The following is a 13,181-nucleotide window of genomic DNA, read 5'->3' as shown; positions in this document are numbered from 1 at the left end:
CTCTCTTGTGAAAAAGCTACCCCTTACTTTTGAAAATATGCTGCCAATTAATAAAGCGCTAGCTAATCCAACACGTATACAGATACTCAAGTTATTAAGCGAAAAACCCCATAATGTCAATGAATTGTCTGAGAAACTAAATCTCCCATTCTCTACAACTGCTTCCCATATCAATAAGCTGGAGAAGGTAGATTTAATTTTAACTGAACTGGTTCCTGGCAGAGGCACCCAAAAAGTAAGCGCCATGAATTATGATCGTATCCAAATTGACTTATATAATTCAGAAGAAAAATCCACTGAACACGAAGTCATTCTTGAAATGGACATTGGTGAATATATTGACTGCCATGCTCTTCCTCATTGCGGGATTGTGAGTGAGATAGATTACATTGGCAACCAAGACGATCCACGCTCCTTTTACGAGCGGGACCGAAAGAAGGCTCAGCTGCTGTACTTTCGTGACGGTTACGTAGAATACCGTTTTCCTAACCGCATCCCATATGGTCATGAACCTAAAGAAATTGAGTTTAGTGTAGAGATATGCTCAGAAGCCCCTAACCATAAGCTTGACTGGCCCTCTGACATCACCACATGGGTGAACAATAGAGAAACCGGAACATGGACATCACCAGGAGATTTCGGAGGAGAAAGGGGATCCTTAACCCCTGACTGGTGGCGCACTAATTTAACACAATACGGACTCCTCAAACAATGGAAAATTACAAAAGAAGGATCTTATATAGATAATGAACAAATTTCATCAGTTAAAATAAATGACCTTCAACTTGATAAGCTTCCCTATATTGCCTTTCGTTTAGGAATTAAAGAAGAAGCGGTAAATAAAGGCGGGCTTAACATATTCGGACCGAAGTTCGGCAATCACGAACAAGGCATTGTGATGAAAATAAAAATTGAATAAGAATAAAAGGGATAGGCTTAGTGATGGCCATCCTTTTTTATTTCTTTAGTATCTGGTACCAATCTTTTCATATTCCGTGGTTTTCAAAGCTTTTCACCTTTCACTTATTGCCTTCATTACATTTGAAAAATGAAATGTTGATTATTCCATTGAACAACTCAGGTTAGTAAGTTTTTAGTTTCTATTAATAAGGAGACCCTTTCTATCATTGAATTACCTCTTTGAAATGTTAGTTTATTTCATTTGTGCTATGAATTTCGAGCGATCTTCCTTCACTTCCTCTTCATCAAATAAATGACAAGCTACCCAGTGATTGTCATCCACCTCTTGGTAAGCAGGCATCTGAATTTCACACCTCTCATGCACCTGAGGACACCTTAATTGAAAAGGGCAGCCTGAAGGAGGGTGGGAAGGATCGGGAACATCCCCTTTTAGAATAATTCTTTCTTTCTTTTTCGTTCGATCATACGAGGGGATGGCTGAAAGCAGTGATTTAGTATAGGGATGCAACGGGTTCTCAAATAACGATTCCGCACTCGCCATTTCCATCATTTTCCCTAAATACATAACTCCAATCCGATCGCTTAAGTGTTTTACGACATTCAAGTCATGTGAAATAAAGACATACGTTAACTTAAATTCTTCCTGCAAATCAATTAACAAATTTAATATTTGTGCCTGAATAGAAACATCAAGTGCAGAAACGGCTTCATCTAAAATGATCAGCTTCGGATTCATAATAAGGGCTCGCGCAATGCTGATCCGTTGACGCTGGCCTCCACTGAACTCATGGGGGTGCCGTGACACTTGTTCCTTCGATAAACCTACTCGTTCAGCTATATTATAGACTTTTACTAATGCTTCTTTCTTAGGATAAAGTTTATGAGTGAGTAATGGCTCCAGTAATAAGTTTTTTACTGTCATTCTTGGATTTAATGAACTAAAGGGATCCTGGAAAATCATTTGCATATCTTTACGATACTTCCTGAATTCTTTTTGTGAGTACCCTAAGATATTTTCACCTTTATAAAAAACCTCCCCCGCTGTAGGTTCTATTAAACGAAGGATTGACTTTCCCGTCGTTGATTTTCCACAGCCACTCTCTCCTACCAGCGAAAAGGTTTCCTGTTCATACACATCAAAACTGATCCCGTCTACAGCCCGTACATGATTTTTTGTTCTCTTAAAAATTCCTTCCTTAATTGGAAAGTAAGTTTTCATGTCCTTTACTCGGAGAATTTGCTGTTTGTTTGTTGTCACGGAATTCACCTCTTTCTGTATGCAGCCAGCATTTACTTACATGGTCTTTGGAAACCTCCGCATAATGGGGGGTCTCTAATCTGCATAATTCCATGGCGTGTGGACATCGTGAGGCAAACCGGCAGCCCTCCTTACTCATTTGCGCCGGTGTCGGTACATTCCCCGCTATCGAATAAAGTCTTTGGGAGCGATCCCCCAGTGTATGAATCGATTTTAATAATCCCTGGGTGTAGGGATGCTTAGGATCATTAAATAAATCATCGACCGTACTTTCTTCTACAACTTCACCGGCATACATAACAGCCACTCGCTCACATGTTTCATTAATTACACCGAGATCATGTGTAATCATTAGGATGGATGTATCATATTTTTCGGTAAGTTCGTTCATCAAATCTAATATCTGGGCTTGAATGGTAACATCAAGAGCCGTTGTAGGCTCATCGGCAATTAACAGTTTAGGTTTACAAATAAGCGCCATGGCAATAACTATACGCTGACGCATGCCACCGGACAATTCATGCGGGTAGCTTTTCATCATGGACTCAGGTCTTGGGATTCCTACATCTTTTAATATGTCTACAATCTTTTGATGCATTTCTTGTTTTGTATAATTAAAGTGGATTTTTAGTACCTCTATCATTTGATATTCGATCGTAAAAATTGGATCTAACGCTGTCATCGGTTCCTGAAAAATCATCGCGATTTCTTTCCCGCGGATTTCCCTGATTTCTTTCTTAGAAAGTTTGAGAAGATCTTTAGATTGTTCAAACAAGATTTCTCCATTACTTACAGCTAAAGAATCTGCCAGTAAATTAAGAATGGCCAGAGAAGTTAAGCTTTTTCCGCTGCCTGACTCTCCAACGATCCCATACTTTTGCTTTTTAGCAATCGATAAACTTAAACGATTGACAATGTTGTGATATGTTTTATCAATCTTCACGTCTATGGATAAATCTTTTATCAAAAGGATTGGGCTGTTCAACGTATTCCACTCCTTATAGACATGACCCGCTCATAGGCAGCTGGCTGAGAGTATGCAATTTTCCCCATGATGACCGGACGTTCAGCGCCAGTGGCTGCAGGAATTTGGTTTTCCTTTCCTTGGATCGTTTGATATCCCATTACAGCAAAAGCTAAAGCTTCTTTAAATGAACTTGAGATTCCGAAATCATCGATCGTTCTCACCTTCGTATGAGGCATTTTCTGCTGTAACCGATCGAGAAGGTAAAGATTAAAGCTCCCGCCGCCTCCAATGATAACCTCATCCAGCTTTATTCCATCTACCTCTATGAAATCCTGATATCCTTTTACAATGGACACTACTGTCCATTCACTGACCGTTGTAATTAGGTCTTCATCGGATACATGGCTGAATTCATTCATAAGCCTTGTTGTGAAAGATCTGCCAAACAGTTCCCTTCCTGTTGTTTTAGGAAGGGGAATTTGAAAATATTCATGATCCATAAGATGAGTGAGCACTTCTTCATTTACTTTGCCTTGTTTAGCTATTTTGCCTTCACAGTCAAAAGTTAATTTACCATTCGTTAGTGAATGAACGACTGCATCAATCACCATATTTCCGGGTCCCGTATCAAAAGATTTAACTTGTGATATATCACCATCAGATGGAATATATGTAACGTTTCCAATACCGCCAATATTTTGAACAGCTCTTGCTTTTCCGTCTCTGCTAAACAGCAGGTAATCCAGATACGATACTAGCGGCGCTCCCTGTCCCCCAACAGCCATATCAGCTGTTCTAAAATCCCCGACAACCGCAATTCCTGTTTCTTCAGAGAGTACAGAAAGGTCTCCAATTTGTAGAGTATTTTTTAATTCATATCGCTTCTTTCCTTCTATTGGCTGGTGAAAAATAGTTTGTCCATGGGAACTGATAAAATGAATGTCGTCTGCTTTTTTATTCGCTTTTTCCAGTAATTTGTGAACAACAGCCCCAAACTTTCTGCCAAGGTACATGTTCATAGCGGATACTTCTTCAATCATTGCCATTTCAGGATCACAAATTCTCATAATTGATTCATAAATCTCTTCATCATAACTTTCTGTTAATGACTCGATAATCCGAAAAGGAAATTTCGTCTCATCCTCATTCTTTTCAACCAGTACAGCATCAATTCCATCTAATGATGTACCTGACATGAGTCCAATTCCATATACCTTACTCATTCATACACCTCATTACTTTAATTTTGGATCTAAAATATCTCTGAGACTATCTCCGAATAAGTTAAAGCAAAAAATTGTCGCCACAATAGCTCCTGCAGGAAACAAAATCGTCCATGGTGCAAATTCCATTAAGGCTCTGCCATCATTGAGCATCACTCCCCATGATGGATTAGGCGGCTGAACCCCCAGGCCCAGAAAGCTTAAAGCCGCTTCTGTTAAAATAGCTCCTGACAAACCGAGTGTGACCTGTACAATAAAAGGAGCCATTATATTTGGGGTAATATGTTTTATGATGATTTTTATTGGAGATACTCCAATAGCTACCGCGTTGGAAATATACTCATTTTCTTTCACGCTTATGACGGTTCCGCGTACTACCCTCGTAAACACAGGCATAAATACAATCCCTATTGCAATCATTGTATTGGTGAGGCTGGGTCCTAAAACAGCTACAATGGTCAGTGCCAGAAGAATGTCAGGAAATGCGAAAAATACATCCATGATTCGCATAATAACCTGGTCGACTTTCCCCTGAAAAAAACCGCTGATTAAACCAAACACTAAACCAAGGCCTGCTCCAATCCCTACGGCTATCAGCCCGACCTGCAGAGAAACTTGAGCCCCATATACGATTCTGGAAAATATATCACGGCCAAACTCATCTGTCCCAAAGAGGAATTTCTGGCTTGGACCTTCCATTACATGAGCCTCAAACATCTGCTCAGGACTGTACGGAGCAATGACCGGAGCGAGTAAACCTATCAGTACCACCACACCAATCCCAATAAATCCGGCGAGCCCGACTCGATCCTTTCTTAACCGTTTTAAAAAACTCTTCATGACTGTTCACCTTCCTCCTGTTACCTATTTGTATTTGATTCTCGGATCGAGATAAGAATAGAGGACATCTACCAGTAAATTAATAAATACAAAAACAAAAGCAATGAACAAAACAGCCCCTTGGACAACGATAAAGTCCCTTTGATTAATCGCAGTTAATACAAGCTGGCCGAGCCCAGGGAGTGAAAATATTTGTTCAATGATGACCGTCCCCCCAAGCAGGGTTCCAACCTGAAGTCCTATTACCGTTAATATAGGAATCATGGCATTTCTTAACGCATGCTGGAAAATAACTAATCTCTCTTTAGCTCCTTTAGCCCTGATTGTCCTGATAAAATCCTGCCTGAGAATTTCTAAAACGGATGAACGGGTCATTCTCATAACGGCTCCCGCCATTGAGGTTCCCAGCACGATCGATGGAATAATCATGATCTCTAAGTTTTTTAGTGGGTTTTCAAAGAATCCTACATATTCTATTGGAGGACTGTAAGAAAAGGCTAAAGATAAAACGAGTATAATAATGATGGCAAGTGCAAAGTTAGGAATCGATACTCCAAGTAAAGAGATTAACCGAACCCCAAAGTCTGTCTTTGAGTTACGCTTAATTGCTGCAATCACTCCAAGCGGGATCGCAATGATCCACGAAATGATCGCGGAAAGAAGGGTAAGCTCGAAAGTTAACTTAAAGCGGTTTAATATATCAGGGAGCACTTCTTTACCTGTACGCATAGATTCACCGAAGTCCCCAGTAAGAACGCCGCCTATCCAATTTAAATATTGAACATAGAGAGGCAGATTAAGTCCAAAATCTTCCCGAAGCTGCTTAATTGATTCCGGAGTAGCGTTATTTCCAAGTATCGTCATCGCTAGATCACCCGGAACAATTCTCATAACAATAAAAATAAACACCGACACACCAAATAACACCGGAATAAGCATTAAAATTCTTCTCAATATATATGTAGTCATACTTTTTCCACCTTTAAATAAACAGTGAGTGCTGCCTATAAAGGCAGCACTTCAATTTTTTATTTTTTAGATACTTCATCAATATCTTCTGCATTATGAGGATAAGGTGTATAATTTTCCAGGCCGCTGTTAACAGCTACATAGTTTTTAGGAGAAACGAGGAACAAGTTCGGCGACAAATCGATGATCATTTTTTGTGCTTCTGTATATAATTCTTTGCGCTCTTCCTGATCAGTTGACTGTTTCGCTTCCTCTACAATTTGATCAAATTCTTCATTAGAGAAATTCCATACGTTAGCAGATCCTTCTGTGTGGAAGAAGTAATTCAGCGAACGATCCGGATCCGTTCCAGAACCGTTTCTTCCTATTAAAATATCAGCAGAAGTGTTCGACCAAGTATCAATGTATTCGCCCCACTCGATTTGATTAATAGAAGCTTTCACTCCGATTTCTTCCCATTGCTGCTGAAGAAGCTGTGCCGTATCTACCATGTCTGGATAAGTCGAAGCAGTTGTAATCGTAGTCTCAAACCCATCTTCATAACCCGCTTCTGCTAATAATTCTTTTGCTTTTTCAATATTTCTCTGATACAGCTCTTCTTCTTTAACATCAATTGGCCAATCCCCCATAGAAGGAGCTACAGGCCCTGATTGTTCAGCATCCCCATCCCAGGCAATCTCCGTAATCTTATTTCTATCTGTGGCAAGACTTAACGCTTGGCGCACCTTCTCATCATTAAAAGGTTCTTTATCCACGTTAAACCCAACATAGCTGTACTCTAATGACTGATAATCGATAACTTCTACATTTTCCTGGCCTTCAAGGAGGGAAGCAGATTTCGCTCCAACTGTCGTCAGATCAACTTCTCCTGTACGGATCGCTGACAAACGAGAAGCTTCTTCCTTCATCGTATAATAAGTAACTTCATCAAGCTTAGGAACACCATCTACGTAGTAATCTTCATTTTTCTCAAGAACGACTTTGCTGTCAGGCACCCATTCCACAAATTTAAAAGGACCTGTACCAACAGCGGTTTGCTGGATGTCTCCGCCATTTTCATCTACTAATTCTTCAGGAATAACAGCAGCACTGGAATTCGTCAAGTTATTAAGAAAAGCAGCTGATGGCTCAGATAGATTAAATTGAATCGTGTATTCATCTACCACTTCAATAGAATCTACTACACTAAAATAGGAAGCAATATGGGAAGCTGTACCCTCATCTAGTATTCTTTCAAAGCTGTATTTCACATCATCAGCAGTCATTTCACTTCCGTCATGAAATTTAGCTCCTTCAACTAAGTTGAATACATATGTCGTATCATCTGGCTGATCCCAGCTTACTGCCAGCTGTCCTTTAATCTCCATGTTTTCGTCAAACGTAACCAGCCCTTCATAGACTTTAGAATAGATTCGAACAGAGGAATGAGCAGGTGTCTTATGAGGATCCAGGCCCGCAGGCTCTTGATCATTGGCGATTTTCAATGTTTGTTCACCGCCGCCTTCGGATGATTCCCCCTCGTTTGCCCCGCTTTCTTCAGAACATGCTGCCAACACTACTGAAAGTACGATTACTGTCAGTAACAAACTAAATTTTTTCAGCATAAGATCTCTCCTTTTTTATGTAAGGTTGAATAATATGAATAACTCTTCTTCTAAATTCATTTAGGTTTTTGGGATTTTTGACATTCAAACGATTGGTGAGAAGTCCAACTGATAATTTTAACTTGGGATTTACCCAGATCATCGTCCCAGTAAAGCCTGTATGACCAGCTCCATTTCGTGAAAAGGGTTCAGACACCTGCCATCCTAACCCTCTTCCTGGTGCATGTTCATTCATGGAATCGCGGAGCAGATTTCGATCAATCATCTGGCTGGGGTGACGATTTAGAGCATAAAGCTCACCTAGAGCCACAAGGTCTTTTACATCTGAAAATAAACCTGCGTGACCGGACTCTCCACCAAAAAAATAATAAGCGTTTCCGTCATTTACTTCTCCCTTTATTGGATGGTTCACATTCCTCCATTTATTAAATGTTAGATGTCTGTCTGTAACCATTTGTTTCTCAATTTGGTTGCCAAACTCTGTAGCTGCGATTGTACGTCCAGGAATTGGCTGATAGTGTAAGGATTCTAGCTGCAAGGGGGAAGAGATTTGCTGATCGACTATCTCAGATAAACTTTTTTGATAATGAAGCTTGATCACTTCACCTAACAAGATAAAGTTTAAGTCACTGTAGACAACTTTTTGATCAGATTGGTGCAGTAGTTTTATATTGTTAAGTACGTTCCATATATTTTTCTCTGGGAGGTTAGTGTAAAAAGGGTACCAGCTGATTAAACCACTTGTATGTGTGAGTAATTCTTTGATGGTAACAGAGGCTAAGTTGTCATTGACATAAGTTGAAGGAAGGCAATTATCTAATGAAGTAAAAAGGGTAAGCTTTCTCTGTGAAACTAGTTGAAGTATTAACGTGGTGGTAATGATCTTAGTAACACTAGCTAAGTCAAATAAGGTATCCGTTCGGCATTTTTCATCATGGTCAACTCCGGTTCCCCCAAAGGCTTCATGGTAAATAGGTTCACCGTTTAAGGAAATACAGCAAGTTAACCCTGTGAAACACTGATCTTCAAAGTATTCTTTAAAAAGGTTTTGTAGTTGATCATTCAAATGCATCCCCCCTTAGTTTGTTTTTTTCCTAAGAACTTCTCTTGTTTCATCAAGCATCTGAACAGACTCTTCAAAGTTAATCGATGCTAAGGCAGTAAACAAAACATCCACAATATTAAGCTGTGCAATTCGCGATGCCGTAGCCCCGCTGCGAATATTTTTCTCGATCGGTGAAGCGAACAGGTTTATATCTGCATTCCGCTGAACCCAATTATCGCTATAACCTGTAATCGATATGGTTTGAGCCCCATGGTTTTGCGCTACTTTCATCGCATCGATAATTTCTACAGTCTCGCCTGAATATGAAATCGCTAAAACGACATCTTTATCCGTCAGGTGTACGGCTGACATCAGCTGGGAGTGACCATCTGTAAAAGATTCACACCACCTGTTAATTCGTTTGCATTTCTGTTCAAAATCAAGAGCTACAATTCCAGAAGCTCCTACGCCCATTACAGCAATTCTCCTAGCATCGTTTAATATCTTAACGGCTTTCTCCATTTGATTTTCATCAATTAATGAATGGGTTAATTTAATTGAACGCATATTGTTATTCGAAACGAGCTGAATAATTTCAGAAAGACTTGCATCTCGTGAGATATCTTCATATTTATCTTTGTATTCTTTCGCTCCATTCATAGAAGCAGATATACTCAGCTTCAGTTCGGTATAGCCTTTTAAATTCAGCTTCCGGCACATTCGAATAATTGTAGCTTCACTTGCAGAAGTAACTTCCGCAAGCTTAGCAATCGGCATATCTAGTACTTTAAATGGATTATTTAAAATGTAGCCAGCCGCCTTTTGTTCAGAGGGACGTAACCCGTCATAACACTGGCGCAGCTGTTCAAGTGTATTTAACATGACCATCATCCTTTATTAACACGAAGCAAAACTTCAAAAAAATATTACATTCGTGTAGTTAAGTTTCATGTTAGATGAAGGAAAAATAAAAGTCAACGAGGATTTTAAAATTTTCTGACTTTTTAAGGACAGCTCATAAAGAAAGCTCACCACTTGAAAGTGATGAGCTTTTTACGTATATTTTCCACGGCTCGTAAATCACAATGTAATAATTCCTCACCTTTGCTCTTATTCTATAGTTCCCCCAGCCTGCACATAGCGCGCATTAAATTCTTGTACAAATTGATTGGTAATGTCCTGATCATGAATAAACAGCATATTTTCATCGTTAATATTATTTCCATTGTTGCTCCAATTGGTGGAACCTACAATCGTGGTCGCGTCGCTCGAGGTATCTGCATCAATTAACATCGTTTTACTATGGAGCTTCCGGGACTCGCCATCCTTATAAACGGGGGCAGGGTTTGCCCATCTAATATTTGGATTTCCTTCACTTTCTTGTGTAGACGTGCGTCCAGTCATATCTACACTTGCAGACCACCACTGATTCCAAAAACTAGAATCGAAAACTCCCTTGATATCAAATCCAGTTAAAGTTCCTTTTCCATCTTCGTAAGAACCTTCATATTTATATTTTAATTCGTTTAATAAGCTTTGATCACTCCAGGCAAAAATTGAAAAGTAAGTATTTTGATCAGCCTCTTCTTTCACATAGTCGGCCATGTGTCCAATCGCAGCATCTCCAGAGGAAAAATACACCTCAACAGGTACGCCATTTATATTAACCTGATGCTCTGTGTTATCCGTTTTTCGTGTTGAAAAGTTTGATGCTTCTATGTCAGGTTTCCTCAGTGAACTTCCCCACATTTCATTAAATTCTGTCTCATAAATGTCAGCAAGCTCAGTCGAATTTATTTCTATCACATGCTGCTGATTACCATCAAGAACCCTATTCTCCTGGTTTTCTTCTGATCCATAAAGACCAGTCACGGTGAAATTCCAGCTACCGGTAAACACCCACTGGCCATCCACTAAGGCAAATTTATTATGCATTTGATTGCCGGGTGAATAATACGTTCCTTCTTCATCTTTCTGTTCTCCTTCAACAAAAAGCCGTCCGGTTTCTTCACTATTTCCTACTTCAACAGTGACTTCTGGGATATCTGATGCATCCTCTGGCAGACCGAGTTCAATGCGTGGTTCCGGATCTTCTACTGCCATCATCGGAGAATCAGATAAAATTTCCGCGTCATCTTCGGTACCGATCTCCCCATCAGCTCCGCGCAGGATTTTTTCCACATAGAGCCTCATTGTTTGATAACGCTTCTCATAATGAGGATCATCCGCATCTTTCGCATCAGCGATTATTCGAACTTCCACGCCATTTGCTGCTTGGTTGATTAATGTTTCAGCAATGCGCGGAAGATTAAGTTCATATGTAGCAAAATCAATTCGCTCTTCCGCCTGCTCTAAGCGTTGTATTAAACGATCCTCAAGGTTAACCGCTTGATTGGCTTCATTTCCACTGGTAGCATATTGGTGATCAACACACTTATTAAAATAAACATTAATGGCTCCTTCTTGTTCAGAAACGTTAGCTACACTTTCTGCACATGCTTGATCTTGTGCATCACTAGAGTTTTCTGCCTTTGGTGTGCCGAGTCCTTCTTCATAAATGGAGGTCGCATCTGCCCAATTAGTGGAGGTTGTCCCACTCTCTCCTGGATCTAACCGCTCCATTGTCGCTTTCTGATCATTATCACCTGCATGCCAATCATTTACCTCATCGACCAGACCTCCTGAATCATCCATAAGTTCAAGAGCTTCATTGCTATTTGCTAAAGCCCCCGTATAAATTTGGTCAGCTGAAACTTCTGAAACTGTGGAATCATCAGTTCTCTCTAACAAATAGTAACCACCAGCTGGAATTGATCCTGATAAACCGATATTTGGTGTGCCGTCTACAGCTTTCAATGTCCATCCAGATAAGTCGATTGATTCACCCGTCGTATTATGTATTTCAATCCACTCAGCATTATAACTATCTGTTGTCCCCATCCAAGCAACTTCATTGACAACAACATCCCCGCTGTTTGCAGCAAATGCTGTATTTTCCTTTGGACTTAATGGAAAAATCAACACTAGCACAATTATTAATAAACTTGCTTTAAACCTGCTCACATTACCCACTCCATTAGTTAATCTCTTATTAAACTCACTAGTAAGTGTAATAGATAATCATTAACGTTTTATTAAATTTTTCTAAAATAGTAGGAATGAACCAAGAGAACCCTTGTATAGCTACTGAGATTAATGAGCAATTATTCATCATGAACTGATCGCTCCATAAAAAAAGAGACTACCTAATAGACAGCCTCTTTCCGATATTTAAAAATAAACCGCTTCACCTGTTTCCGCCGACTTATAAATCGCTTCTAAAATCTCACTCACTACTAAAGCCTGCTCCGGCTTTACTACAGGTTTCTCATCTTTAAGCAAACTCTCAATCCATAATCTAGCTTCGCGGTCACTGTCACTTTCATCCGCACCATCGTAGAAAGCGACTCCCCCGGCATCCAGTTCTGGTTTTGTCGTATGAAGCTTGCCGTACTTCTCACCATTTAGGCGCAGACCGTCCTTCATATCTGCGCCGCCTTCTGTACCACACAGAGTACTTTTAGCTTCATCAATATCGAGCGTGTTTAAGGCCCAGCTCGATTCAAGAATGATCGTCGCACCATTTTTCATCGTAATGAACCCAAATGCAGAGTCTTCCACATTAAATTCTTCCGGGTCCCATGGTCCAAAAGCATTAGCTGCATCCTTTTTATCGGAAAGCTTGTGATACACGTTGCCGACGACGCTTTTCACTTCATAGTTATCCATGAGCCACAAAGTAAGATCAAGAGCGTGGGTTCCGATATCGATCAGCGGTCCGCCGCCTTGCTCTTCTTCGTTTAAAAATACCCCCCAAGTTGGAACGGCACGTCTGCGAATGGCGTGGGCTTTGGCAAAGTAGATTTCTCCAAGGTCCCCGTCTTCACACACTTTTTTCAAATACTGTGAGTCGCTGCGAAATCGGTTGTTATAGCCGATGGACAGGTGTTTCCCTGTCCGTTTGGCCGCTTCTACCATGTCGCGCGCTTCGACTGCGGTTTTAGCCATCGGTTTTTCACACATTACGTGCTTGCCTGATTCAAGGGCAGCAATACTGATTTCAGCATGCGACTTGTTCGGTGTACAGACGTGTACGACATCAAGGTCTTCTTTTAATAGTTCACGATAATCCGTAAATATCTTGGAGCCCTCACTGCCATATTCACCGGCTGCCTTTTCTGCCCGGTCTACTACTATGTCACAAAAGGCGGCCATTTCCACAGCTTCTACTTTCGATAGTGCCGGCATTTGTTTTCCATTTGCGATTCCTCCGCAGCCGATAATTCCTACTTTAAGTTTGGATTCTGCCATTTGT

11 protein-coding genes are annotated in these 13,181 nt (G+C 40.4%); 1 reads left to right on the top strand and 10 read right to left on the bottom strand.

Translation table 11 applies throughout. The features are described 5' to 3' along the window. Nucleotides 1-7 precede the first annotated feature (7 nt). Nucleotides 8-919 carry a transcriptional regulator gene (locus HUS26_RS01255; RefSeq protein ID WP_173915428.1) on the top strand — a complete coding sequence of 304 codons (912 nt, stop codon included), beginning with the start codon at nt 8-10 and terminating at the stop codon, nt 917-919. A gap of 234 nt (nt 920-1,153) precedes the next feature. On the opposite strand, the gene HUS26_RS01250 is transcribed toward HUS26_RS01255, so the two are convergent. From HUS26_RS01250 to HUS26_RS01205, 10 genes are all read right to left on the bottom strand, one after another. Further along, complete coding sequence (locus HUS26_RS01250; protein WP_173918705.1) at nt 1,154-2,140, bottom strand: ABC transporter ATP-binding protein; 987 nt, start codon at nt 2,138-2,140, stop codon at nt 1,154-1,156. Beyond that, complete coding sequence (locus tag HUS26_RS01245) at nt 2,118-3,164, bottom strand: ABC transporter ATP-binding protein (RefSeq protein ID WP_173915427.1); 1,047 nt, start codon at nt 3,162-3,164, stop codon at nt 2,118-2,120. The genes HUS26_RS01250 and HUS26_RS01245 overlap by 23 nt, the downstream gene beginning before the upstream one ends. Beyond that, a complete protein-coding gene (locus HUS26_RS01240; protein WP_173915426.1) occupies nt 3,161-4,369 on the bottom strand; it encodes an anhydro-N-acetylmuramic acid kinase in 1,209 nt (402 codons plus the stop codon). The genes HUS26_RS01245 and HUS26_RS01240 overlap by 4 nt, the downstream gene beginning before the upstream one ends. Before the next feature lie 12 nt (nt 4,370-4,381). Further along, a complete protein-coding gene (locus HUS26_RS01235; protein WP_173915425.1) occupies nt 4,382-5,209 on the bottom strand; it encodes an ABC transporter permease in 828 nt (275 codons plus the stop codon). A gap of 24 nt (nt 5,210-5,233) precedes the next feature. Next, nucleotides 5,234-6,178 (bottom strand): ABC transporter permease, encoded by a 945-nt coding sequence (locus tag HUS26_RS01230; protein ID WP_173915424.1) that lies wholly within the window; start codon nt 6,176-6,178, stop codon nt 5,234-5,236. Between the two features lie 59 nt (nt 6,179-6,237). After that, nucleotides 6,238-7,782, bottom strand: a complete 1,545-nt coding sequence (locus HUS26_RS01225; RefSeq protein WP_173915423.1) for an ABC transporter substrate-binding protein — start codon at nt 7,780-7,782, stop codon at nt 6,238-6,240. Next, nucleotides 7,766-8,848: a serine hydrolase gene (locus tag HUS26_RS01220; RefSeq protein ID WP_173915422.1), complete on the bottom strand. Its 1,083-nt coding sequence runs from the start codon at nt 8,846-8,848 to the stop codon at nt 7,766-7,768. The genes HUS26_RS01225 and HUS26_RS01220 overlap by 17 nt, the downstream gene beginning before the upstream one ends. A 12-nt stretch (nt 8,849-8,860) precedes the next feature. Continuing rightward, the gene (locus tag HUS26_RS01215) at nt 8,861-9,709 is read right to left on the bottom strand and encodes a MurR/RpiR family transcriptional regulator (RefSeq protein ID WP_173915421.1); all 849 of its coding nucleotides are present in this window, start codon (nt 9,707-9,709) and stop codon (nt 8,861-8,863) included. 228 nt (nt 9,710-9,937) lie between these two features. Further along, nucleotides 9,938-11,890 (bottom strand): phospholipase D-like domain-containing protein, encoded by a 1,953-nt coding sequence (locus tag HUS26_RS01210; RefSeq protein ID WP_254434111.1) that lies wholly within the window; start codon nt 11,888-11,890, stop codon nt 9,938-9,940. A gap of 207 nt (nt 11,891-12,097) precedes the next feature. Next, a complete protein-coding gene (locus tag HUS26_RS01205) occupies nt 12,098-13,177 on the bottom strand; it encodes a Gfo/Idh/MocA family protein (protein WP_173915419.1) in 1,080 nt (359 codons plus the stop codon). Between the last annotated feature and the right edge of the window lie 4 nt (nt 13,178-13,181).

Source organism: Halobacillus sp. Marseille-Q1614 (assembly GCF_902809865.1).
In the GTDB taxonomy this organism is placed as follows: Bacteria; Bacillota; Bacilli; order Bacillales; family Halobacillaceae; genus Halobacillus_A.
This window is presented reverse-complemented; position numbering and strand designations above follow the sequence as displayed.

What these genes read in the sequence shown, in the direction of transcription:
- HUS26_RS01250 (WP_173918705.1), bottom strand. Translation starts at nt 2,140, where the DNA reads ATGAAAACTTACTTTCCAATTAAGGAAGGAATTTTTAAGAGAACAAAA.
- HUS26_RS01240 (WP_173915426.1), bottom strand. Translation starts at nt 4,369, where the DNA reads ATGAGTAAGGTATATGGAATTGGACTCATGTCAGGTACATCATTAGAT.
- HUS26_RS01235 (WP_173915425.1), bottom strand. Translation starts at nt 5,209, where the DNA reads ATGAAGAGTTTTTTAAAACGGTTAAGAAAGGATCGAGTCGGGCTCGCC.
- HUS26_RS01230 (WP_173915424.1), bottom strand. Translation starts at nt 6,178, where the DNA reads ATGACTACATATATATTGAGAAGAATTTTAATGCTTATTCCGGTGTTA.
- HUS26_RS01225 (WP_173915423.1), bottom strand. Translation starts at nt 7,782, where the DNA reads ATGCTGAAAAAATTTAGTTTGTTACTGACAGTAATCGTACTTTCAGTA.
- HUS26_RS01215 (WP_173915421.1), bottom strand. Translation starts at nt 9,709, where the DNA reads ATGTTAAATACACTTGAACAGCTGCGCCAGTGTTATGACGGGTTACGT.
- HUS26_RS01205 (WP_173915419.1), bottom strand. Translation starts at nt 13,177, where the DNA reads ATGGCAGAATCCAAACTTAAAGTAGGAATTATCGGCTGCGGAGGAATC.